Raw genomic sequence first — 22786 nt, 5'->3', positions numbered from 1 at the left:
CTCGCCGGCCCTGATTGTGCCGCCCGCGCTGCAGGTATAGACTTTGCAGACTTTCCTCCAAGGCCCCGTGGTCCTCGTGACCGTCAGCCCAGCATGAAACCGATCCAGTTGCCCCTGGGTGTGCGTCTGCGAGATGACGCCACCTTCATCAACTACTATCCGGGCGCCAATGCCGCAGCACTGGGCTATGTCGAGCGCTTGTGCGAAGCCGACGCCGGCTGGACCGAGAGCCTCATCTACCTATGGGGCAAGCAGGGTGTGGGTCGCACCCACCTGTTGCAGGCTGCCACCCAGCGTTTCCAGCAGCGCGGAGAGCTGGCGGTCTACCTGCCCCTGGCGCAGTTGCTCGATCGCGGTATCGAGCTGCTCGATCACCTCGAACAGTACGAGCTGGTGTGCATCGACGATCTGCATGTGATCGCTGGTAAAGCCGACTGGGAAGAGGCCATGTTCCATCTGTTCAACCGCCTGCGCGACAGCGGCCGACGCTTGCTGCTGGCCGCATCCAGTTCGCCGCGCGAATTGCCGATCAAGCTTGCCGACCTCAAGTCGCGCCTGACCCTGGCGCTGATCTTCCAGATGCGCGGGCTGTCCGATGAAGACAAGCTGCGCGCCCTGCAACTGCGTGCCTCGCGCCGCGGTTTGCACCTGACCGACGAGGTCGGCCATTTCATCCTCACCCGCGGCGCGCGCAGCATGAGTGCGTTGTTCGATCTGCTCGAGCGGCTTGATCAGGCCTCGCTGCAGGCTCAGCGCAAGCTGACCATCCCTTTTCTGAAAGAAACGCTGGGCTGGTAAAGCCCTGAAACCAGCGGGCTACAGCGTAAAAACGGAAAAGTCACATTTTTTTCGATAAAATTTGCAAATGACCCTGATAGAAGGCATAGTCGCAGCCTCCTTTAGAACTAAAGACACGGTCGTGCACATGCTCAAGCACTTCGCACCCCTCGTGCCACTCGCACTTGTGACCCTGCTTTTTGGCTGCGCGGCGCATAGCCCGGTTTCCCAGCACCAGGATCACCCACAGGTTGCCGCACATTCTGCGGACCTGATCAAACCTTCCGCTTCTTCGGTCTTCGGCGAAGAGCCAATGGCTACCGACGAAGATCTCGAGGCGTTCTCCAGCAGCAAGCCTTACCAGTTGCCAGTCCTTGCCGACAGCATCCTGGAGCGCGGCATGGCCTTGATCGGCACCCGCTATCGCTTTGGCGGCACTTCGGAGAAGTCCGGTTTCGATTGCAGCGGTTTCATCGGTTATCTGTTCCGCGAAGAGGCTGGCATGAACCTGCCACGCTCGACCCGCGAGATGATCAACGTCGATGCACCGAAAGTAGCCCGCAACAAGCTCAAGCCAGGCGACCTGCTGTTCTTCAGCACTAACGGCCGCGGTCGCGTAAGCCATGCCGGCATCTACCTGGGTGACAATCAGTTCATCCACTCGAGCAGCCGTCGCAGCGGTGGTGTGCGTATCGATAATCTCCAGGATCGTTACTGGAGCAAGACCTTTATCGAGGCCAAGCGCGCCCTGGCCATGGCGCCAACGATGATCTCGCGTAACTGATAGCCAGTTGCTATATTCGCACGGCGGCGATGCTTAAAAAGCTCGCCGCCGTGCGCATTTACAGAAAGCGTCTAATCTAATTTCTCAACTCTTTTCGACTGCGGTCGATCGGCCTCTTACAGGAAGTTTCAGCCATGGTGACAGTGGCGCGCTTCGCATTTCTTTCGCTGGTGGCGATGCTCGCTGCCTGCTCCAGCCGTGCTCCGGCACCGGCACCTGTGGTTCAGCCACAAATCACCTTCAATCAACAACCCAGCTCTTCGCCGGTTGCGGCGGATGTGTTGTTCCGGGCTATCGGGTTGGTTGGCACGCCTTATCGCTGGGGCGGCAATACGCCGGATTCGGGGTTTGATTGCAGTGGGCTGATTGGCTATGTGTACCGGGATGCTGCTGGTATCAGCTTGCCGCGGTCGACTCGCGAGATGATTGTGATGCGGGCGCCTAGCATTGATGTCAATTCGCTGCAGTCGGGGGATTTGGTGTTCTTTGCTACCGGGGGCGGCTCGCAGGTTAGCCATGCCGGGATCTATGTCGGGGAAGGGCGCTTTGTGCATGCGCCGCGGACTGGCGGGACTGTGCGGTTGGATTACCTGAGTAATAGCTATTGGGCCAAGGCGTATTTGCAGGCCAAGCGAGTGTTGCCGGCTGGGCATTTGGCGCAGAATCCCTGAATTAGCGACCTACGCGGTCTCTGTGGGAGCGGCCGTTAGCCGCGAAGGGCTGCGTAGCGGCCCCGGTGATCTCTGGTCGTTCACTGGTGCTGCGTGCTTATCCATTCTCTGTGGTGGCCTTGCGGGCCCCTTTCGCCCTTACGGCGAGTCACTTTTTTGGCAAACGCCCCAAAAAAGTAACCAAAAAAATGCTTGGCTCCACATCCGGCCCTTTCGCTGCGCTGCGGGGTTCCCTCGCTCCGGTCTTGCTCCCGGGAGGACCGCGCTGTACGGGCCATCCTGGCCCGCAGCGCTTGCCGGCCATCCATGGCCGGCACCTCCCTTCGCAAGACCTGCGCTCGGCCTCCTGAGTCGCCGGTGGATCAAGATCAAAAGCAGATCAAGAGCACGCCTCGCTTCGCTGGCGCAGATCAAGAGCACGCCTCGCTTCGCTGGCGCAAATCAAGAGCACGCCTCGCTTCGCTGGCGCAGATCAAGAGCGAAAGTCAAAAGCCGGGGCTGCTCAGCGCTCTCATTGCTTTGCTGCGCTCACACGCCAAATCACATTGCCCACATCATCCGCTACCAGCACGCCCTCCCGCTGATCGCTGACCACGCCAACCGGTCGGCCCATTGCCTCACCTTGTTCACTCAAGAAACCGCTCAGTAGGTCCAGCGCCTGGCCTGCTGGCTTGCCGTCCGCATCGAACGGCACAAAGATCACTTTGTAACCACTGTGTGGCTTGCGGTTCCACGAGCCGTGTTGACCAATCAGCGCGCCACGGCCAAACGGTGCGGGCAACAAACCTGGCTCGATAAACGCCAGGCCAAGCGAAGCGGTATGTGGCCCCACGGCGTAATCCGGTACCAGCGCCTGGGCGACTTTGGCTGGGTCTTGTGGTTGCACCCGCACGTCCACGTGCTGCCCGTAGTAGCTGTACGGCCAGCCGTAGAAACCGCCATCCTTGACCGAGGTGATGTAGTCCGGGACCAGGTCGCTACCGATCTCGTCGCGCTCATTGACCGCCGTCCATAGCGCCCCCGATTGCGGCTGCCAGGCCAATCCATTCGGGTTGCGCAGCCCGGAGGCGAAGATGCGGTGGCTGCCGGTTGCGCGGTCCACTTCCCATATCGCCGCGCGGCCTTGCTCTTGCTGCATGCCGTTCTCTGCCACGTTGCTGTTGGAGCCTACCGTGACGTACAGCTTGCGCCCGTCGGGGCTGGCGATCACGTTCTTGGTCCAGTGGTGATTGAGGGTGCCACCCGGCAGGTCGGTGACCTTCTGCCCGCGGCCGTCGATCTGCAACGCATCGGTCACGTAATCGAAGCGCAGCAGCTTGTCGGTGTCGGCGATGTACAGGTCCTTGCCTACCAGCACCATGCCGAAGGGCGAGTTGAGCCCTTCGATAAAGCGGCTGCGGATTTCGGCGACGCCGTCATGGTCGCGGTCGCGCAGCAGGGTGATGCGGTTGGCGGTGGGGACGCCGGCACCGGCCTTGGACATGGCTCGTTTCATGAACCAGCCGCGTAGGCCTTTGCCGTCGTCCGGCTTGGCCGGTGCGTTGGTTTCGGCGACCAGCACGTCGCCATTGGGCAGCACATACAGCCAGCGCGGATGGTCGAGATGGTCGGCAAATAGCGCAACCTGAGTGCCGGCCGCTGCAACTGGTTTGCCACCCTGCCGCCAGCCGACCGCTGGCGCGACGTTGACGGTTGGCAACAGGGTTTTGTTTGGCGCCGGTAACTGCGGTGTGGGGCCGATGCCATCGTCGACTCTGAGGCTGGCGGTCTCGCCGCAGCCGCCGAGGCCTGCGAGCAAGGCGAGCACAACGGCACTGCGCATTCTGTCCATGGGCGGGCTCTCGACAAGGGCTATGGCATACAGAACCATAGGCGCCGGGCGAGGTTCAACCCGGCGCGGCTCAGGGCTGCTTCACGCTTGCTTGAACAGCAATGCAACACCAGGGAAATACTGGCCGAGCTCGTTGTGCAGCTTGCGATAGGCGTACGGGAAGTACCAGGCCACGGCGCAGGTGGTGTGCTTTTGCAGGTCATCGACCAGGTCCTGGAGTTCTTCTGGGCTGGCGTGCTGGCCGGCTTTCCACGGGCTGACGAACAGCGCCCCGGCTTTGAGCTGGCTGGCATAGGCAATCGGCTTGGCGGCGCTGGTGGTTTCTTGCAGGGCGGCGGTCAGGTCGAGCCGGGCGATGCGCGGCCAGCGCTGGCTGGCGTGCAGATGGATCGACTCCTCGGCGGTGCTGATGGCCAGGTCACAACGGCCTTCGCGCTCGCTTTCTTCGCGTTGCTTGCTGCTGGCAAACTGGGTCAGGGCGACCAGCTCGGCTTGCCAGGCAGCCGCAGCCAGCAGGCCGACGTTGGCCGCTGCGCCATGCCAGTAAGGCGCGTCGCTGGCATGGTTGAGTTCGGCGAAGCGATCGATGCAGTCGACCCAGCGCTCCAAGGCAGGACGCAAAAACTCCAGGCGCGGGTTGTTGATGATCAGACCTTGCATGCTGCGCACTCCTTATTGTGATTATCGCGGTCAGCTACAGTGATGGCGATATGATATCAATGCTAGCAGTCTGCGCTGTACTGTCGAATCGGCCATTGATCCAGGCCAAACCGGCCTTGTTTCATTGACGCTCCCGGTGCAACCCTCTAACCTTCGCGGCGTGTTTCAGGTGCCCTGCGGACTGCGGTCTGGCGGGGTGAAACTGGGAAGCCGGTACCAGTCCGGCGCTGCCCCCGCAACGGTAGGTGAGCCGCGTACGCAGCGCTCACGAGCCCGGAGACCGGCCTGTTACTGCCAACGGCATCACGGAGGGTGATGCACAGTTCACTGTGGTTTGCGCCACGGCGCCTGCGCGTTCTCCGTTTGCCTGCCTTTCGATCTGTCGCCGCCCGGTGCGCGCGCAGGCACTTGCGGAGAACCTTATGAGCGACAACCCCGAACGCGACGAACGCCACCTGGCGCGCATGCAGCGCAAAAAGGCGATCATCGACGAGCGCATCGCCAACTCTCCCAATCAATGCGGCCTGCTGCTGGTGCTGACCGGTAATGGCAAGGGCAAAAGCAGCTCGGCTTTCGGCATGCTCGCCCGCGCGCTGGGCCATGACATGCAGTGCGGTGTGGTGCAGTTCATCAAGGGTCGCAACAGCACCGGCGAGGAGCTGTTCTTCCGCCGTTTCCCCGAGCAGGTGCGCTACCACGTGATGGGCGAGGGCTTTACCTGGGAAACCCAGGACCGCCAGCGCGACATCGCCGCGGCAGAAGCCGCTTGGGCGGTATCGCGGCAAATGCTGCAGGACCCGTCGATTCATTTCGTTGTGCTGGATGAGCTGAACATCGCCCTCAAGCATGGTTATCTCGACCTGGACCAGGTGCTCACTGACATTCAGGCTCGTCCGCCTATGCAGCACGTGATCGTCACCGGCCGCGGCGCCAAACCGGAAATGGTCGAACTGGCTGACACCGTCACCGAGATGGGCATGCTCAAGCACGCCTTCCAGGCCGGTATCCGCGCGCAGAAGGGCGTGGAACTATGAGTGACCCGCGCCAGTGCCCGGCGGTGCTGATCGCAGCGCCCGCTTCCGGGCAGGGCAAGACCACCGTGACCGCAGCCCTGGCGCGCCTGCACCGCAACCTCGGGCGCAAGGTGCGGGTGTTCAAGTGCGGTCCGGACTTTCTCGACCCAATGATTCTGGAGCGGGCCAGCGGCGCGCCGGTGTACCAGCTCGATCTGTGGATGATCGGCGCGCAAGAGAGCCGGCGACTGCTCTGGGAAGCTGCCGCCGAGGCCGACCTGATCCTCATCGAAGGGGTCATGGGCTTGTTCGATGGCACTCCGTCCAGCGCTGATCTGGCGCGCCATTTCGGCGTGCCGGTGCTGGCGGTGATCGACGGTACCGCCATGGCCCAGACCTTTGGTGCGCTGGCCCTGGGCCTGGCACGCTACCAGGCCGATCTGCCGTTCGCCGGGGTGCTGGCCAACCGGGTTGGCAGTCTGCGCCACGCGCAACTACTTGAAGGCAGCCTGACCGAAGGCCTGCGCTGGTACGGCGGGCTGTCGCGCGAGCGCGGCATCGAGCTGCCCAGTCGCCACCTGGGCCTGGTGCAAGCCAGCGAACTGAACGACCTTGACCAGCGCCTCGACGCCGCCGCCGAGGCCCTGGCTGGCAGCTGCGATGCCGCGCTGCCGCCAGCAGTGAGCTTCGATGGCCCCGCTTTGCCAGCACCGTTGCCCTCGCTGGCCGGGGTGCGCATTGGCGTAGCGCAGGACGAAGCGTTTGCCTTCATCTATGGCGCCAACCTCGACCTGCTGCGGGCAATGGGCGCGCAGCTGGAATTTTTCTCGCCGCTGCACGACAGCGAGCTGCCGCAGGTCGACAGCCTCTATCTGCCAGGCGGCTACCCCGAATTGCACCATCATGCGCTGGCGGCCAATACGCCGATGCTGGACGCGATTCGCGCTCATCACGGTGCAGGCAAGCCGCTTTTGGCCGAGTGCGGCGGCATGCTCTACCTGCTTGAAAACCTGACCGATGTTACCGGTGAGCGCGCCGCGCTGGTTGGTTTGTTGACTGGCGAGGCGGTGATGCAGAAGCGCCTGGCAGCACTGGCCCTGCAAGCGGTGGAACTGCCCGAAGGCACTCTGCGCGGGCACACCTATCACCACTCGTTGACCACCAGCGAGCTGGAGCCAATCGCCCGTGGCCTCAGCCCCAACGGCGGCCGCGGCAACGAGGCGGTGTACCGCCTGGGCCGGCTGACGGCCTCATACGTGCACTTCTATTTCCCCTCTGACCCCCACGCGGCGGCGGCGCTGTTGCGACCATGAGCGAGCATGCCTTCTCCGATGCCGAACGCGCTGCGGTGTACCGAGCGATCGGCGAGCGCCGCGACATGCGCCACTTTGCCGGTGGCGAAGTAGCGCCGCAGGTGCTTACACGCCTGCTGACGGCCGCGCATCAGGCCCCCAGTGTTGGCCTGATGCAACCGTGGCGGTTTATCCGCATCAGCCAGCGCGACTTGCGCGGACGCATCCAGACACTGGTCGAGCAGGAGCGGGTGCGCACCGCCGAAGCCCTTGGCGAACGCTCCGACGAATTCATGCAGCTCAAGGTCGAAGGCATCAACGACTGCGCCGAGCTCTGGGTGGCAGCGCTGATGGACAAGCGCGAAGCGCACATTTTCGGCCGCCGCACCTTGCCGGAAATGGACCTGGCCTCGCTCGCCTGCGCAATCCAGAACCTCTGGCTGGCCGCGCGCGCCGAAGGCCTGGGCATGGGCTGGGTATCGTTGTTCGACCCGCAGGCACTGGCCGAGCTGCTGGCCATGCCAGCCGATGCCAAGCCGGTGGCGGTGCTCTGCCTGGGCCCGGTCGAGGCGTTTTACCCAGCACCGATGCTGGCCCTGGAAAACTGGGCCGAACAACAGCCACTGAGCGCCATGCTCTACGAAAACCAATGGGGAGAACGCGCATGAGCGTGGCCTTGCTGACCGTCGCCGGTGTTGCCCTCGACGCGCTGCTGGGTGAGCCGAAACGGCGCCACCCGCTGGTTGCTTTCGGCAATTTTGCCGCACGCCTGGAGCAGCGCCTGAATGCGGGTGGTCGCGGCTGGCGCAGCCATGGCGTCAGCGCCTGGTTTCTGGCCGTGGTGCCGTTGACCTTGCTGGCACTGTTGCTGTCCTGGCTGCCGCTGATCGGCTGGCTGGTCGATGTGCTGGCGCTGTACTGTGCGTTGGGGCTGCGTAGCCTCGGTGAGCACGTAATGCCGGTGGCTGACGCACTGCGCCGCGGTGATCTGGCCGAAGCCCGGCGTCGGGTCGGCTACCTGGTCAGCCGCGAGACCGCTGAACTGGACGAAACTGCCGTCGCCCGCGCTGCCAGCGAATCAGTCCTGGAGAACGGCAGCGATGCAGTGTTTGCTGCTTTGTTCTGGTTCATCATCGCCGGTGCGCCCGGGGTGGTGCTGTACCGGCTGAGCAATACGCTCGATGCCATGTGGGGCTATCGCAACGAACGCTTCGAGCGCTTCGGCTGGGCGGCGGCGCGTATCGACGACGTCCTCAACTACATTCCTGCAAGGCTGGTCGCCCTGACTTACGCGCTGCTCGGCAAGACCCGCCTGGCGCTGACCTGCTGGCGGCGTCAGGCGCCACTGTGGGACAGCCCCAACGCAGGCCCGGTGATGGCCAGCGGTGCCGGTGCGCTCGGCGTCGAGCTGGGTGGGCCTGCGGTTTATCACGGCGAGCTGCACGAGCGGCCGCAGTTGGGCGAGGGGCCACCGGCCGATGCCGACGCCATCGAGCGCGGCTGGAGCCTGGTGCAACGCGGCGTCTGGTTGTGGCTGCTGCTGATCTGTCTGGGAGCGTATCTGAATGCTTGAACATGGCGGCCGCCTGCAACGCGCAGTGCGTGAGTACGGGATTGCCCGCGAGCAGTGGCTGGACCTGTCCAGCGGTATTGCCCCATGGCCCTTTGCAATCCCGGCGATTGCGCAGGCTGCCTGGGCGCGCTTGCCGGAGAGCGATGATGGTCTGGAGCAAGCTGCGCGTCACTACTACGGCGCCACGCAGCTGCTGCCCGTGGCAGGCTCGCAGGCCGCCATTCAAGCCTTGCCACACCTGCGCGCGGCGGGCCGGGTAGGGGTGCTGACGCCGTGCTATGCCGAACATCCCTACGCCTGGCAGCGTGCCGGGCATCAACTGATCGAGCTGGCCGAGGATGATGTCGAGCAGGTGCTGGATAGCCTCGACGTGCTTGTTGTGGTCAACCCCAACAACCCCAGCGGCCGGCTGTTCACGCGCGAGCAGTTGCTTGCCTGGCATGCACGGCTGGCTCGGCGTGGTGCTTGGCTGGTGATCGATGAGGCGTTCATCGATACCAGCCCAGCCCAAAGCGTGGTCGACTGCGCCGAGCGAGCGGGGCTGATCGTGCTGCGTTCGTTCGGCAAATTCTTTGGCCTGGCCGGTGTGCGGCTGGGGTTTGCCATGGCCGAACCAAGCCTGTTGGCCCGCCTGGCCGAACTGCTCGGGCCGTGGACCGTGCCGGGGCCGACCCGCGTGCTGGGTCAGGCCTGCCTCAACGACAGCGCTGCGCAATTGGCCCAGACCGTCCGCTGCGCGCAGGCCAGCCAGCGCCTGGCGGCTTTGCTGGACGACGCAGGCCTGGCGCCGACCGGCGGCTGCGAGCTGTTCCAGTACCTGCGTTTTGAACAAGCCCGTCATCTGCATGCATTTCTCGCCCGCCGCGGCATCCTCGTGCGCCTGTTCGAGCACCCCGCAGCGCTGCGCTTCGGCCTGCCCGCCTGCGCGGCAGAAGAGCAGCGCCTGGCCCAGGCGCTGGCTGACTATGAAAAGGAATCGGCATGACTACGCTCATGGTGCAAGGCACCACCTCCGACGCCGGCAAGAGCACCCTGGTGACTGCCTTGTGCCGTTGGCTGCTGCGCCAGGGAGTTGCCGTGGTGCCGTTCAAACCGCAGAACATGGCGCTCAACAGTGCCGTCACCGCCGACGGCGGCGAAATCGGTCGCGCCCAGGCTGTGCAGGCGCAAGCATGCCGGCTGGCACCGCACACCGACATGAACCCGGTGCTGCTCAAGCCCAACAGTGACACCGGTGCCCAGGTGATCATCCATGGCCGCGCCGTGACCAGCATGAATGCGGTCGCCTATCACGACTATAAGGCCATCGCCATGCAGGCCGTGCTGGCCTCGCACCAACGCCTGCAAGCGGCATATCCGGTGGTGATGGTCGAAGGTGCCGGCTCGCCGGCCGAGATCAACCTGCGTGCTGGCGACATTGCCAACATGGGCTTTGCCGAGGCGGTCGACTGCCCGGTGATTCTGGTGGCTGATATCAATCGTGGTGGCGTGTTCGCCCATCTGGTCGGCACCCTCGAGCTGCTCTCGGCCAGCGAGCAGGCGCGGGTCAAAGGTTTTGTCATCAATCGTTTTCGTGGCGACATCGCTTTGCTCCAGCCGGGCCTCGACTGGCTCGAGCAGCGCACCGGCAAACCGGTGCTGGGCGTGCTGCCGTACGTTACCGATCTGCACCTGGAGGCCGAGGACGCCATCGATGCGCGCCAGCCGGCCAAGGCCGAGCGGGTGCTCAAGGTGATCGTGCCGGTGCTGCCGCGGATCAGCAACCACACCGATTTCGACCCGCTGCGCCTGCATCCGCAGGTCGATCTGCAGTTCATCGGGCCCGGCCAGCCGATCCCGCCGGCCGACCTGATCATCCTGCCCGGCTCCAAGAGCGTGCGCGCCGACCTCGCGCAATTGCGCGAGCGTGGCTGGGCCACGGCCATCGAGCGTCACCTGCGCTACGGCGGCAAGCTGATCGGCATTTGTGGCGGTTTGCAGATGCTCGGCCATGAAGTGCGCGATCCGCTCGGGCTGGAGGGCCCCGCAGGCACCAGCCCGGGTCTGGGCCTGCTCGACTACGTCACCGAACTTGCAGCCGACAAACAACTGCGCAATGTTGCCGGCAGCCTGCTGCTGGAGCAGTCACCGGTGGCCGGCTACGAGATCCACGCTGGCGTCACCCAGGGCGCGGCGCTGGAGCGGCCTGCGGTGGTCTTGGCCGACGGCCGCTGCGACGGCGCGATCAGCGCTGACGGGCAGATCCTCGCGACCTATCTGCACGGCCTGTTCGAAGGCAGCCAGTCCTGCGCGGCGCTGCTGCGCTGGGCGGGCCTGGAAGCCGTGCAGAGCATCGACTATGAAGCACTGCGCGAGCGCGATATCGAGCGCCTGGCTGACCTGATCGAAAAGCACCTGGACACTGAACAATTGCGCCAACTGTGTGGAGTCGCCGGCCATGCATAGTCTGATTCTGGGTGGTGCCCGCTCGGGCAAGAGCCGCCTGGCCGAGCAACTGGCAGACAGCTGCGGACTGCCGGTGACTTACATCGCCACCAGCCAGCCTCTCGATGGCGAAATGAACGAGCGCGTGCAGTTGCATCGCCAGCGCCGTCCGGCACATTGGGGCCTGATCGAAGAGCCCGTGCAGCTCGCCGCTGTGCTGCGCGCCGAAGCCGCTGAAGGCCGCTGCCTGCTGGTCGACTGCCTGACCCTGTGGCTGACCAACCTGCTCATGCTCGACGACCCCGAGCGCCTCGCTGCTGAACGCGATGCGCTGCTCGAGTGCCTGCCGGGATTGCCGGGCACGCTGATTCTGGTCAGCAACGAAAGCGGCCTGGGCGTGGTGCCCATGGGCGAACTGACCCGCCGCTACGTCGACCTGGCCGGCCTGTTGCACCAGGCGGTGGCCGAGCGCTGCCAGCGCGTGGTGCTGACGGTCGCCGGCCTCCCTCTCATGCTTAAAGGACCTGCTCTATGAACCCTTTCTGGTGGCGTGATGCCTGCCAAGCTGTTGATCACGCCGCCATCGAACAGGCCCGTGCGCGTCAGCAGCAATTGACCAAACCGGCCGGCTCACTCGGTCAGCTGGAAACCCTTACGCTGACCCTGGCCGGCCTGCAGGGCCGCGAGCGACCAAGCCTGGAGCAGGTCGCCATCAGCATTTTTGCCGGTGACCATGGCGTGGTCGCGGAGGGCATCTCGGCCTACCCGCAGGCCGTGACCGGGCAGATGCTGCGTAACTTTGTCGGCGGTGGTGCGGCGATCAGCGTGCTGGCGCGGCAATTGGGTGCGAGCCTTGAGGTGGTCGACCTCGGTACCATTGAGCCGAGCCTGCAACTGCCAGGTGTACGCCACCTGCAACTGGGGACCGGTACCGCCAACTTCGCTCAGCAGCCAGCGATGACCGACGCGCAATTGCAGGCTGCCCTGCAGGCCGGCCGCGACAGCGCCCAGCGTGCTGCCGAGCAGGGTACTCAACTGTTTATTGGCGGTGAGATGGGCATCGGCAACACCACCGCTGCGGCGGCCCTGGCCAGCGTGCTGCTGGCTTGCCCAGCGCGTGAACTGAGTGGCCCGGGCACTGGCCTGGACAGTGTCGGTGTGCAACACAAGGCCGCCGTGATCGAGCGCGCGCTGAAGCTGCATGGCCTGCAGGCAGATGACCCGCTGCGGGCGCTGGCCTGTGTCGGCGGCTTTGAAATTGCCGCGCTGGTGGGGGCTTATCTGGGCTGTGCCCAGCAGGGTGTTGCAGTTCTGGTCGACGGCTTTATCTGCAGCGTCGCGGCGCTGGTCGCCGTGCGCCTCAATCCGCAGTGCCGGCCTTGGCTGTTGTTTGCCCATCAGGGCGCCGAGCCGGGCCATCAGGTGCTGCTCGAGGCGCTGCAGGCCGAGCCGTTGCTGGCCCTCGGCCTGCGTCTGGGCGAGGGCAGTGGCGCAGCTCTGGCGGTGCCGCTGCTGCGGCTGGCCTGCGCGCTGCACGGGCAAATGGCGACCTTTGCCGAAGCGGCAGTCGCGGATCGCCCGGCATGATCATCGACCTGCTGCGCCATGGCGAAACCGAACTGGGCGGCGGCCTGCGTGGCAGCCTGGATGACGCCCTGACGGCCAAGGGGTGGGCGCAGATGCGCACGGCAGTGGAGCAGACCGCTCCGTGGCAGGCGCTGATCACCTCGCCATTGCAGCGCTGTGCACTATTTGCCGACGAGCTGGGGCAGCAACTGGCGCTGCCGGTGCAGCGCGAAGCGGGTATCCGTGAACTGCACTTCGGTGATTGGGAAGGGCGCACAGCGCTGCAGATCATGCAGGACCAGGCCGATCAGCTCGGCCAGTTCTGGGCCGATCCTTACGCCTACACGCCGCCCGGCGGCGAGCCGGTGGCCGCCTTCGCTGAACGGGTGCTGACGGCCATCGACCGCCTTGCGCTCGAATATGCCGGGCGGCACGTATTGCTGGTGACCCACGGCGGTGTGATGCGCCTGCTGCTGGCGCGGGCGCGGGGCTTGCCGCGTGAGCAGTTGCTGCAGGTCGAGGTCGGCCACGGTGCGCGGGCGCGCCTGCAGTGGCAGGCCGGCATCCTTCACGAGGTGCTCTGAGATGCTGCCCTGGTGGATCGCCCTGCAGTTTCTCAGCAGCCTGCCCGTGACCTTGGCAGGCATGCCCGAGCCGCGTCAGATGGGCCGCTCGTTGCTGTTCTATCCACTGGTGGGCTTGCTGTTTGGCGTGCTGCTGTGGCTGGCCAGCTACCTCTTGCAAGGCACCGCCGCGCCGTTGCAGGCGGCCCTGCTGCTGACACTGTGGGTACTGCTCAGCGGGGCGCTGCACCTGGATGGACTGGCCGACAGCGCCGATGCCTGGCTGGGCGGCTTCGGTGATCGTGAACGCACGCTGCTGATCATGAAAGACCCGCGCAGCGGGCCAATTGCAGTGGTCACCCTGATGCTGGTGCTGCTGCTCAAATTCTGCGCGCTGTGGGTGTTGCTCGAGCGCGATGCGGGGGCTTGGCTGCTGCTGGCGCCTGTAGTTGGACGGACGGCGATGCTTGGGTTGTTCCTGAGTACTCCGTATGTGCGCGCAGGTGGCCTGGGGCAAGCCCTGGCAGAGCACTTGCCGCGTCGCGCCGGCAACGGAGTCCTGCTCGCCACCGTGCTGGGTTGCGTCTTGCTCGGCGGCTGGACTGCGCTGTGCACAGGGCTGCTGGCGTTGCTGGTGTTTATCGGCCTGCGCCGTGCGATGTGCCGTCGGCTGGGTGGTACCACCGGCGATACCGCCGGTGCCGTACTGGAATTGCTGGAGCTGACAGTGGTGCTGAGCCTGGCCTTGATGCCACTGGCCTGAGTCATATGCGCTCGGTACATGTTTGGAAATATCGTGCAATTTGCGGCAATCGTTCGTTAGATGCCGCTGAGCAGGGGCGGGCGTATCCTCGGCCGCCCGTTAACCTCTACCTTGGAGGCACTGCTCATGCGTCAGTGGATTCTCGCCAGCCTGTTGCTCCTGACCAGCGCGCACGTTACTGCGGCCGATCTCATGAGTTTCTGGGATACACCGCGCCATGGCGGCAACAGTTTCAATCGGCTGCCACCGACCCAAGCCTACTTCGAAGCCTTGCATGGCTACGGCGCCACCTGGGTGCGGTTGTCCTACGACAAATGGCGCCCGGAGCAACGCGACTTCCTGCTCGGCGATGCCGACGCCTACCAAGGCCTGACGGCTGCTGACGTGAGTCAGTTACGTCAGGTGCTCGACCACGCCCATGCCGCCGGGCTCAAGGTGGTCATCGCGCCGCTCTCATTGCCGGGCATGCGCTGGTCGCAGAACAATCAAGGCCGGTTCGATGACCGCCTGTGGCAAGACAAACGCTACTGGGACCAGGCCGCTGCGTTCTGGCGTGACCTGGCGGATGTGCTCAAGGACCATCCGGCAGTCGCTGGTTACAACTTGATCAACGAACCCGCACCAGAAAAGCAGGGCGGGCTGGCCGAGCATGCCGACCGCCAGCAGATGCGCCAGTGGTACGCCGCGCAAAAGGGCGGCGCACGCGACCTGCCAGCGCTGTACAAGCAGATCATTGCAGCCGTCCGAGAAGTTGATAGCGTTACCCCGATCATGCTCGATGCCGGCTGGTTTGCTGCGGCTGATGCGTTCAGTTACTGGCCAGAGCCGTTGGCTGATCAGCGCTTGCTCTACAGCGTGCATATGTACGAACCGTACGCAGCCACCAGCGCGCCCAACATGACCCGCAAGGTGCCATTGGCCTATCCGGGTACGGTGCCGTTCGCCGGGCGCGAAGAGCATTGGGACGGCCAGCGAGTGGCGGCATACCTGCAGCAGTCGCTGGATTGGGCCGATGCCGTGCAGCTGCCGCGTTCGAGGCTGGTGGTCGGCGAGTTCGGTTGCATGCGCCGTCTGGCCGGCTGCCAGCAATATCTTGAAGACGTGCTCGCAGTTACCGACAGCAACGCGCTGCACTGGGCCTTCTACAGCTTCCGTGAAGACAGCTGGGATGGCATGGACTATGAGCTAGGCACCGGCAAGGTGCCATGGCGTTACTGGCAAGCCATCGATGAGGGCGCGGCAGATCCAATAGCGCGCAAGGCTACCCCCGCATTCGAGCCGATTCGACGACGCTTGCAGCCGCAGGCAGGTGCCCCCGGTGCTTAGGGCGCAGATGAAACCTGTTGCAACAAATGGAGTGCGGGTATATACACGTAATCATGTTGACCAGTGAATGCATCTGCACCCACCTACGTCGTGCCGCCCGCGGGGTTAGCCGACACTATGACGAGGCCTTGGCTGACTTCGGCATCAACGTTGCCCAGTTTTCCCTGTTGCGTCAGCTGCAGCGGCTGGACCGCCCGAGCATAACCACTTTGGCGCAAGTCATGGGCCTGGACCGGAGTACCCTGGGACGCAACCTCAAGGTGCTTGAGGCCGAAGGCCTAGTGACGTTGGCCGAAGGTGCCGACCAGCGCAATCGGGTGGTGCTGTTGAGCGAGGCGGGCGCGACCTGCCTGCATGACGCCGGCCCGGCCTGGGAGCAGGCACAACTGACATTGGTGGACAAGCTCGGCGCCGGACAACGTGATGAACTGGTGCGCTTGCTGGGCGTTTTGGCCTGACGTGGTTCGACTATAAACGGGTATATACCTGTAATTAACCTTGCGGCTTGCTGGAGAAAACAATAATGACATCGGTGTGGCGAACCAGCGGCTGGGTGCTTCTCGGCGCAGCATTGATCCTGGCCTTGTCGCTTGGCGTGCGCCATGGCTTTGGCCTGTTTCTCAACCCCATGAGCACGGAATTTGGCTGGGGGCGTGGGGTATTTGCCTTTGCCATTGCCCTGCAGAACCTGATCTGGGGCCTTGCCCAGCCATTCGCCGGCGCCCTGGCGGACCGCCTCGGCGCGGCGAAGGTGGTGATCATTGGCGGCATCCTTTATACCGCTGGCCTGCTGACCATGAGCATGGCTGACTCGCTCTGGTCGCTGTCGCTGAGCGCCGGCCTGCTGATCGGTATCGGCCTTTCCGGCACCTCGTTCTCGGTCATCCTCGGCGTGGTCGGCCGCGCGGTGCCAGCGGAAAAGCGCAGCATGGCCATGGGTATCGCCAGCGCCGCCGGCTCGTTCGGCCAGTTCGCCATGCTGCCCGGCACCCAGGGCCTGATTCAGTGGCTGGGCTGGTCGGCGGCGCTGCTGGTGCTGGGCCTGATGGTGGCGCTGATCGTGCCGTTCGTGGCCATGCTCAAGGATCGCCCCATGCCCAGCCAGGGCGTCGATCAGACGCTCGGCCAGGCGCTGCGCGAGGCCTGTTCGCATTCGGGCTTCTGGCTGCTGGCGCTGGGCTTTTTCGTCTGCGGTTTCCAGGTAGTGTTCATCGGTGTGCACCTGCCGGCGTATCTGGTTGACCAACATCTGCCCGCCGTAACCGGGACAACGGTGCTGGCGCTGGTCGGCTTGTTCAATATTGTCGGCACCTACACCGCCGGCTGGCTCGGTGGGCGGATGTCCAAGCCACGCCTGTTGACCGCGCTGTACCTACTGCGCGCGGTGGTCATTGTTCTGTTCCTGTGGGCGCCGGTGACCCAGTTCAGTGCCTACCTGTTTGGTATCGCCATGGGCCTGCTGTGGCTGTCGACGGTGCCGCTGACCAACGGCACGGTGGCAACCCTGTTCGGCGTGCGCAATCTGTCGATGCTGGGCGGGATCGTCTTCCTGTTCCACCAGATCGGGGCGTTCCTCGGCGGTTGGTTGGGCGGGGTGGTTTACGACCAGACGGGCAACTATGACCTGGTCTGGCAGATTGCGATTGTGCTCAGCCTGGTCGCGGCTGGGCTCAACTGGCCAGTGCGCGAACGACCTGTCGCGCGCCTGCAGGCGCAGCCGGCATGAGGCGCTATGTGCTGCAGGGCTTGCTGGCCGGGGCAGGCTTGCTGCTGCTGGCGGTGGCCTGGTGGGGATGGCAGCAGGGCGGTCTGGCATTGATGCAGCTGGGCATGGGCGTCTGTTAAGGGCTACCCTGCAGGTTCAAGGACTTGCAGGAGTGACTGAGAATGATGCATGCACGCTGGCTATCGATACCGTTGCTGTGCCTGGCTCCGCTGGCCGCGAGCTGGGCGGCGGACTGCCCTGAACTCCTCCAGGGCAGCCTGCCCAAGCTGGGCGGCAAAGAGCAGATCGACCTGTGCCAGCGCTTCGCCGGCAAACCGCTGGTGGTGGTCAATACTGCCAGCTACTGCGGTTTCGCTCCGCAGTTCGAAGGGTTGGAAGCCGTCTACAAGGCCAATAAAGAACAAGGCCTGGAAATCCTCGGCGTGCCCTCCAACGACTTCAAGCAGGAAGACAAAGACAGCGAGAAAACCGCCAAGGTCTGCTACGCCAACTACGGCGTCACCTTCACCATGACCCAGGCGCAGCACGTGCGCGGCAACGATGCCACGCCCCTGTTCGCCGAGCTGGCCAAGCAAAGCAGCGCGCCAAAGTGGAACTTCTATAAGTACGTGGTTGATCGCCAGGGCAAGGTGATTGGTAACTTCTCCAGCCTGACCAAACCGGACGATCCGGAATTCAAGGCCGCGATCGCCAAGGCCATCGCGTCCAAGCCGTGATGTCAGTGCGGGTGCACGGTAAGTGCAACCAGGCGCACTACCACTGGCCGTACCATCAACACACATAAGAAGGCTACCGGCATGGCCAGCTGGTAGGCTTTGAACACGTTGCGCAGGTAATCGTCATTGATGCCGGAGTTGGCAGCGGTGATGACGAAGCACATCAGGCACGCCATGATCGCCGACATATACAGAGCGAATACATAAGGCGTGGCGGCGGGGCGCAACTTACGGTTAGAGCGGGTTTGAGGCAGTTCTTGCATGAGAGAGCTCTCCCTGGTTAGCCGATTCAGGCTTGCAGGTTAGCAAGTGCTCGGTTGGCCTTGTAGACCGGATTCGTTGAGTTCTTTATAAAGAGAATCTTACGAATATCGGGATCTGTCCTGTGGATCTGCTCAATACCATTCGCAGCTTCATCAAGGTGGTCGAGACCGGCAGCATTGCCGCTGGCGCCCGCACGCTGGGCCTGTCGCCTGCCGCGGTCAGCCAGAATCTGGCCCGGCTTGAAGCGCACCTGCAGGTGCGCCTGTTGGCTCGAACCACGCGCAGCATGAGCCTGACGCCGGCGGGCAGCCTTTATTACGAGCGAGTCAGGCAAATCGAGCATGATCTGGCGTTGGCCGAACTGGCGGTGACCACGCCTGACAGCGAGCCCCAGGGGCGGCTGTGCGTTGCCTCGACGTCAGCATTTGGCCGGCATGTGCTGGCGCCGCTGATCCCGGCGTTCAGCGCGCGATACCCGCAGCTTTCAATAGAGTTGGTAACGAATGATCGACGCGTCGATCACGCCAAGGAAGGGGTCGATGTAAGCCTGCGTATCAACGCCCAGCTGGAAGACAATCTGGTCGCCCGCCATCTGGCGCAGATTCCTTTCGTCTGCTGCGCATCGCCCGGTTATCTGGCCAAGATGGGCATGCCGCCTGCGCCCGAGTCGCTACGCACGCACCGTTGCCTGGTGTTCCGGTATCCGGTGGATGGCCGTTACCTGCGCTGGGGGTTCGTCCGTGACGGCTTGCGCTTTGACGCCGAGTTTGGCCAGGTGCTGGTCAGCGATGACGTCGATGCATTGGCGCAAATGGCCTTGAACGACGGGGGTATCACTCGCCTGGCCGAGTTTATCGTCAGGCCGCATTTGCAGTCGGGAGCGCTGGTGGCGTTGTTTGAAAACCGCGATGCAGGTCAGGCCTACGCGCAGACCGAGCCGATGGATGTGTTTGTATGCGTGGCGGACCGCTCTGCCATGACCGCCAAGGTGCGTGCGTTCATGGATTATCTGCAGGAGTGTCTAGGTGATGTCTGGCCTGTGCCAGGGTGAATTGGGGGCCGCAGAGCGGCCCCCGTACCTCAACCTCAGAAGCGATAGGTCAGCGATGCACCTACGCCATGAGCGCTGTTTTCGTACTTGGCCTGGTACGAGCCTTTCAACAGGCCTTCCTGCGCCGTGCCCGGCTGGTTGTTGACCTTGGTGTCTTCTTCCCACAGGTAGGAGTAAGCCACGTCGATGGTCATGTCTTCGTTCGGGCTCCAGCCTGCGCCAAGGCTGAAGATCTTGCGGTCACCAGTCGGGATTCGTGGCGAGCGGTTTTCGTTGTTGGTCGGCGACTGATCGACCGAGAAGCCAGTACGCAGCGTCCATTGTTTGTTGACCTTGTACGATGCGCCGATGGCATGCGCCCAGGTGTCATGCCAGTTCTGCTCTTCGCTGATGGTCTGGAACGCCGAACCGCGCAGCGCTGCCGGAACGTCGTTCTCGACAGTGATGTCCTTCAGGCGGCTCCAGCGGGTCCAGGTGCTGCCGGCGTACAGCGTCCACTGGTCGTCGAGTTCGTGAGTGACCGAGAAGTCCACCGATTCCGGCGTCTTGATATTCAACTTGGCGTCGAATTTGTCACCGTTGTACGGGCCGATCAGTGCTGTGCTGACGCGGGTTTTGCCTTCCAGCTTGTAGTCGACCATCGAGTGATAGGTCAGGCCGAGGCGGGTGCGATCAGTTGCCTGGACCATGACGCCGACGTTGTAACCGATGGCAACGTCGTCGCCCTTGATTTTCACTTCGCCATCGCCCTGACCGATGAACCGCTGGTTGAGGTTGGAACCCAGCTCACCCTCGATACGGTTGATGGTCGGGCCGAAACCAATCGATACCTTGTCGTTGAAGGCATAGCTGACAGTCGGCTGGAAGGTGACCACTTCTACGTGGCTTTTCTTGCCCCAGTAGCGCGCAGCGTCGTCGCTACCGTAGTCGGTAACCAGACCAAACGGCACATAGACACCAAAACCGACGCTCCAGTGATCATCGATCGGCTTGACGTAGTAACCCATGGGTACGCCGACGACCGGCACCATATCGCCATCGGTTTCACCGCCATAGCTGCCTTGACCGCTGATCTTGGACTTGGCAATCACGGCTGCACCACCGACGGTGACTTGTTCGCGCTTGAGCCGCGACATGCCGGCAGGGTTGCCGAACACGGTGCTGGCGTCTTCGGCAGAAGAAGAACGACCCGCGAAACCTGTCCCCATACCGCTGATGCTCTGCTCGTTGAGCGCAAAGCCGCTGGCCAGCAATTGGCTGGAAGCGAGGGCAACAGCAACGCCGAGGGAGGTTTTGAGCATTGATTTTTTCATTATTGTGAAACTCCTTGGGATCTCCGGGGCGAAAAGCTACCAACAAATCGCGCGTCGCGCTATAGGCTCAAACGCAGGAGATAGAGCGGTTTTGTAGGACAATCCGACCAAAATCGTACTTTTTCTCGATTTCTGTAGGAGCAGTCCTACGACTCCGGCGCCATCACTGGCTCGATGCAGGTATGCCAAGCATGGGTGAAGTCACGTAGACGCCCCTGCGGATGGAAAATCTGCCGCCATATTCGCGCGTGCCCGAGCAGGTCGTCTGCCGCCGGTAAGGGCAACGCACGCTGTTCGATCAGCATCCAGGCGATGGCGGTGGAGTAGCGCAGGTTGACGGCCAGCTCCAGGTGCGGCCCGCGCAGGAAGGCATGCTGGCTGGCCAGGCCGCGGATCAGGCTGGCTAGTTCCGGGTCGTGGGCAAGAAAATCGTCCCAGAGCGCCTGGTGGCGGCTTTCGCCGATTCGGTAGAGGCCGTGCCCGCGGCGGTCGTGCAGGGCAGAGCCCAAAGCCGACTGGCTGGCTGCAACGCCCAGCAGCAAAGCTTCGGCGCTGGCGCAATGCCGGCCGAGGTAAACCAGGGTGGGTTTGATTACATAACGACACAATTCACTGGCAGCGATACCCATGATGCCCTCATTCAATTAAGGGCCGACGGGCGCTGGAGCTTGGCAGCTGGGGAAGGGTCAGGCCCGTCGGAAGCGGATCGCACCGCTCGAGTTGAAGTGTAGTGTGATAATCACGGTGTAAAGGCCTGTTTTTAAATCGATTACTGCCAGAGGTTGGGGGCCATATGCTTTGCAGCAATTAAGCCAAGAGCCAACCGGCAGTAGTTTCGATGGCAAATTCAGCGCGCGAATGGGCTGATATTCAGCCCTTACGCGACCAGCGACTGACGCGTGCGGTCGATCACTGCTTGCAGTGGGCCGGCGCGGTTGTACTGCTCTGGATACAGACGTTCGCTGTGGCAAGCAATGCCATGCTCGTCAACCAGGGTGAAGCTGAAGCTGCCCTTACGCGGGGCAACGATGAGGCACTTCAATGGAGCGAAGGCCTGGGAAAGCGTGCCAACGGCACTGTGAAACTGATGATGATTTGTCATTATGTGGAGGTTCCTGCTTTGGACACGGGATTCGATCCGTGCATCTTATAAACGTTCCAGTGACGCCTTTATTAAAGTGGCGCTGAACCTGACTGGAACAGGGCAGCCAGAGGTGGCGCATCAAATTAGGTAGGCGCTTGGCTGACTGGTAGGTACGTCAAAAGGCGGGCAGGCACACCGAGGCAAAGGTTCATGGCCTCTGGGTGAAGATCCCGATCAATCTGCAAGGGTGATTCGCGCTTGAGCAGCTTTGGCTGCCGAGTGAATCATCGAAAGGGCCGGTCCTGTTTCAGCAGTTCGTGCTCTTGGGGGGAGCCGGGCACTGCAGGGACCTTACTGGCCAGAATTGACTTTCAGCTGGGTACTAACGAGGGCCACCCTACAGGATTAATCCAAGGCTGGCAAATTTATTTAGAGAATGACCCGCGAAGCCGAACATTATGGCGCTTATGCACACACCTGTGAAGGGGCAATTGTGTAGCCTTCATTAGTCGGGATGGGCCACTTTGGTTCATTTGGTTGCAGCATTGCGGTGCACTTGTACACATTCAGCGCAGCCATTGTCAGGCTGCGCCATTCGTTCGGATAGCTCGGGCAATGCCTGGGCCGCGTCCTTAAGTCAATGAAAAAAAACACTTATTTGAGCTGGTGAAAAAATCGTCAACTTGACTGCAGCCCCCATTTCACAAGGGTTTGAAGACATCATGAAGTGGTTGTCCACCGAGTTATCCACAGGTTCTGTGGATTGTCCCGCGCGTTCGCTCTAGCACGGGCGTGCCAGCACTTTCGATTGCTGTCGGACAATCCTGTCGAAATAGTCGGGGCGGTGTGGCCCGTTTGAAAAGGTCAATAAAGGAACGGCAGATTTTGTGAAAATTTCATCAACAGAGGCGCAGCCCTTTCGTTGAAAAATCCGGTAGAGTGGCGCGCCTCACGAATTGCCATCGCTGTCGGTTATGAATTTTCGCGGTAAAAACCTCGCTCCATCGTCTGTATCTGCGCCTGCACCCAAGCGTTTTTCCTTGAAGGTCGCCTTGTGGCTGCTCGATAGTCCGCGCCTGGGCGAGAAGCACAGCGTGAAACACCTGGCTGGACGCCTGCTCAAGCAGCCTGCGCGGCAAGGGGTGGTGGTCGCCCAGAGCCGTCTGGGGCAGATGCTCTGTCGCGATTGCGGCAATGCCCGCGACCGGCGTATCGGCCACGAGCTGCTGCGCCAGGCCGCACGTGCCGGCGATCCGCAGGCTCAGGCCGAGTACGCCCGGTTGAATCCGGCCAGCGAGCACAATCCTTCCTGAAGCCGCTGCGCCGGCCTGTTAAGCTGCCTGCCTCTGGATAGACGCAATTGAGGTAGCTATGGCGGTCGATCTGCTC

The 22786-nt window shown here is 63.0% G+C and carries 25 protein-coding genes, 1 pseudogene and 1 riboswitch; of the genes and pseudogenes, 20 read left to right on the top strand and 6 right to left on the bottom strand.

Annotation, left to right across the window (positions count from 1 at the left end; genetic code table 11):
- Positions 1 to 93: 93 nt before the first annotated feature.
- The 3 genes from hda (at position 94) to IDM28_RS03950 (ending at position 2232) form a co-directional block, all read left to right on the top strand.
- Positions 94 to 798: a DnaA regulatory inactivator Hda gene (gene hda / locus IDM28_RS03960; RefSeq protein WP_101321740.1), complete on the top strand. Its 705-nt coding sequence runs from the start codon at positions 94 to 96 to the stop codon at positions 796 to 798.
- Between the two features lie 127 nt (positions 799 to 925).
- Positions 926 to 1561, top strand: coding sequence for a C40 family peptidase (locus tag IDM28_RS03955; RefSeq protein WP_188035402.1), 636 nt, complete (start codon positions 926 to 928; stop codon positions 1559 to 1561).
- A 134-nt stretch (positions 1562 to 1695) separates the two neighbouring features.
- Positions 1696 to 2232: a C40 family peptidase gene (locus tag IDM28_RS03950; protein WP_181108265.1), complete on the top strand. Its 537-nt coding sequence runs from the start codon at positions 1696 to 1698 to the stop codon at positions 2230 to 2232.
- A 511-nt stretch (positions 2233 to 2743) separates the two neighbouring features.
- On the opposite strand, the gene IDM28_RS03945 is transcribed toward IDM28_RS03950, so the two are convergent.
- Together IDM28_RS03945 and IDM28_RS03940 are read right to left on the bottom strand one after the other, a co-directional pair.
- Positions 2744 to 4063, bottom strand: coding sequence for a PQQ-dependent sugar dehydrogenase (locus IDM28_RS03945; protein ID WP_188035401.1), 1320 nt, complete (start codon positions 4061 to 4063; stop codon positions 2744 to 2746).
- Between the two features lie 81 nt (positions 4064 to 4144).
- Positions 4145 to 4723, bottom strand: a complete 579-nt coding sequence (locus tag IDM28_RS03940; protein WP_188035400.1) for a hypothetical protein — start codon at positions 4721 to 4723, stop codon at positions 4145 to 4147.
- A 150-nt stretch (positions 4724 to 4873) separates the two neighbouring features.
- A riboswitch (cobalamin riboswitch) is annotated at positions 4874 to 5027 on the top strand.
- Positions 5028 to 5145: 118 nt separating this feature from the next.
- Here IDM28_RS03940 and cobO point away from each other — a divergent pair.
- The 15 genes from cobO to IDM28_RS03870 all read left to right on the top strand — a co-directional run bounded on the left by cobO (position 5146) and on the right by IDM28_RS03870 (position 17685).
- Positions 5146 to 5757, top strand: coding sequence for a cob(I)yrinic acid a,c-diamide adenosyltransferase (gene cobO / locus IDM28_RS03935; RefSeq protein ID WP_150572521.1), 612 nt, complete (start codon positions 5146 to 5148; stop codon positions 5755 to 5757).
- Positions 5754 to 7049 (top strand): cobyrinate a,c-diamide synthase, encoded by a 1296-nt coding sequence (locus IDM28_RS03930; RefSeq protein WP_188035399.1) that lies wholly within the window; start codon positions 5754 to 5756, stop codon positions 7047 to 7049. Before cobO ends, IDM28_RS03930 begins: the two co-directional genes overlap by 4 nt.
- Positions 7046 to 7696, top strand: a complete 651-nt coding sequence (gene bluB, locus IDM28_RS03925) for a 5,6-dimethylbenzimidazole synthase (RefSeq protein ID WP_101321733.1) — start codon at positions 7046 to 7048, stop codon at positions 7694 to 7696. Before IDM28_RS03930 ends, bluB begins: the two co-directional genes overlap by 4 nt.
- A complete protein-coding gene (gene cbiB, locus IDM28_RS03920) occupies positions 7693 to 8601 on the top strand; it encodes an adenosylcobinamide-phosphate synthase CbiB (protein WP_101321732.1) in 909 nt (302 codons plus the stop codon). Before bluB ends, cbiB begins: the two co-directional genes overlap by 4 nt.
- Positions 8594 to 9586, top strand: coding sequence for a threonine-phosphate decarboxylase CobD (gene cobD / locus IDM28_RS03915; protein WP_188035398.1), 993 nt, complete (start codon positions 8594 to 8596; stop codon positions 9584 to 9586). Before cbiB ends, cobD begins: the two co-directional genes overlap by 8 nt.
- Positions 9583 to 11046, top strand: a complete 1464-nt coding sequence (locus tag IDM28_RS03910) for a cobyric acid synthase (protein WP_188035397.1) — start codon at positions 9583 to 9585, stop codon at positions 11044 to 11046. The genes cobD and IDM28_RS03910 overlap by 4 nt, the downstream gene beginning before the upstream one ends.
- The gene (cobU, locus tag IDM28_RS03905; protein WP_150572524.1) at positions 11039 to 11560 is read left to right on the top strand and encodes a bifunctional adenosylcobinamide kinase/adenosylcobinamide-phosphate guanylyltransferase; all 522 of its coding nucleotides are present in this window, start codon (positions 11039 to 11041) and stop codon (positions 11558 to 11560) included. The genes IDM28_RS03910 and cobU overlap by 8 nt, the downstream gene beginning before the upstream one ends.
- Positions 11557 to 12612, top strand: coding sequence for a nicotinate-nucleotide--dimethylbenzimidazole phosphoribosyltransferase (gene cobT / locus IDM28_RS03900; protein ID WP_188035396.1), 1056 nt, complete (start codon positions 11557 to 11559; stop codon positions 12610 to 12612). The genes cobU and cobT overlap by 4 nt, the downstream gene beginning before the upstream one ends.
- Positions 12609 to 13175, top strand: coding sequence for an alpha-ribazole phosphatase family protein (gene cobC / locus IDM28_RS03895; RefSeq protein WP_101321727.1), 567 nt, complete (start codon positions 12609 to 12611; stop codon positions 13173 to 13175). Before cobT ends, cobC begins: the two co-directional genes overlap by 4 nt.
- Position 13176: 1 nt before the next feature.
- Positions 13177 to 13917, top strand: coding sequence for an adenosylcobinamide-GDP ribazoletransferase (locus IDM28_RS03890; protein ID WP_188035395.1), 741 nt, complete (start codon positions 13177 to 13179; stop codon positions 13915 to 13917).
- Between the two features lie 126 nt (positions 13918 to 14043).
- Complete coding sequence (locus IDM28_RS03885) at positions 14044 to 15243, top strand: glycoside hydrolase family 5 protein (RefSeq protein ID WP_410524653.1); 1200 nt, start codon at positions 14044 to 14046, stop codon at positions 15241 to 15243.
- 53 nt (positions 15244 to 15296) lie between these two features.
- Entirely contained in the window at positions 15297 to 15701 is a 405-nt protein-coding gene (locus IDM28_RS03880; protein ID WP_101321724.1) for a MarR family winged helix-turn-helix transcriptional regulator, read from the top strand.
- A 65-nt stretch (positions 15702 to 15766) separates the two neighbouring features.
- Positions 15767 to 16969: an MFS transporter gene (locus tag IDM28_RS03875; RefSeq protein WP_223175848.1), complete on the top strand. Its 1203-nt coding sequence runs from the start codon at positions 15767 to 15769 to the stop codon at positions 16967 to 16969.
- Positions 16966 to 17088, top strand: coding sequence for a hypothetical protein (locus IDM28_RS23785; RefSeq protein WP_256585591.1), 123 nt, complete (start codon positions 16966 to 16968; stop codon positions 17086 to 17088). Before IDM28_RS03875 ends, IDM28_RS23785 begins: the two co-directional genes overlap by 4 nt.
- 45 nt (positions 17089 to 17133) lie before the next feature.
- The gene (locus IDM28_RS03870) at positions 17134 to 17685 is read left to right on the top strand and encodes a glutathione peroxidase (protein ID WP_101323091.1); all 552 of its coding nucleotides are present in this window, start codon (positions 17134 to 17136) and stop codon (positions 17683 to 17685) included.
- A 2-nt stretch (positions 17686 to 17687) separates the two neighbouring features.
- Here the strand turns inward: IDM28_RS03870 and IDM28_RS03865 are convergent, their stop codons facing one another.
- Entirely contained in the window at positions 17688 to 17948 is a 261-nt protein-coding gene (locus IDM28_RS03865; RefSeq protein WP_150570929.1) for a DUF2798 domain-containing protein, read from the bottom strand.
- Between the two features lie 122 nt (positions 17949 to 18070).
- Here IDM28_RS03865 and IDM28_RS03860 point away from each other — a divergent pair, with 122 nt between their 5' ends.
- Positions 18071 to 19000: a LysR family transcriptional regulator gene (locus tag IDM28_RS03860; protein ID WP_101321721.1), complete on the top strand. Its 930-nt coding sequence runs from the start codon at positions 18071 to 18073 to the stop codon at positions 18998 to 19000.
- A gap of 35 nt (positions 19001 to 19035) precedes the next feature.
- Here IDM28_RS03860 and IDM28_RS03855 read toward each other — a convergent pair whose 3' ends face one another.
- The 3 genes from IDM28_RS03855 to IDM28_RS03845 form a co-directional block, all read right to left on the bottom strand.
- Positions 19036 to 20313, bottom strand: coding sequence for an OmpP1/FadL family transporter (locus IDM28_RS03855; protein WP_101321720.1), 1278 nt, complete (start codon positions 20311 to 20313; stop codon positions 19036 to 19038).
- A 146-nt stretch (positions 20314 to 20459) separates the two neighbouring features.
- Positions 20460 to 20942, bottom strand: coding sequence for a hypothetical protein (locus IDM28_RS03850; RefSeq protein WP_188035394.1), 483 nt, complete (start codon positions 20940 to 20942; stop codon positions 20460 to 20462).
- Between the two features lie 248 nt (positions 20943 to 21190).
- Entirely contained in the window at positions 21191 to 21415 is a 225-nt protein-coding gene (locus tag IDM28_RS03845) for a hypothetical protein (RefSeq protein ID WP_101321718.1), read from the bottom strand.
- Between the two features lie 956 nt (positions 21416 to 22371).
- Between IDM28_RS03845 and IDM28_RS03840 the strand changes: the two are divergent.
- A pseudogene (locus IDM28_RS03840) lies at positions 22372 to 22701 on the top strand (sel1 repeat family protein); the annotation flags it as partial.
- Positions 22702 to 22786 lie beyond the last annotated feature (85 nt).

The sequence above is a fragment of the Pseudomonas sp. EZ-C24 genome, from assembly GCF_014525325.1.
Classification (GTDB): Bacteria; Pseudomonadota; Gammaproteobacteria; order Pseudomonadales; family Pseudomonadaceae; genus Aquipseudomonas; species Aquipseudomonas shirazensis.
Note: the sequence above shows the minus strand (reverse complement) of the source record. Positions and strands in the feature narration are given on the sequence as shown.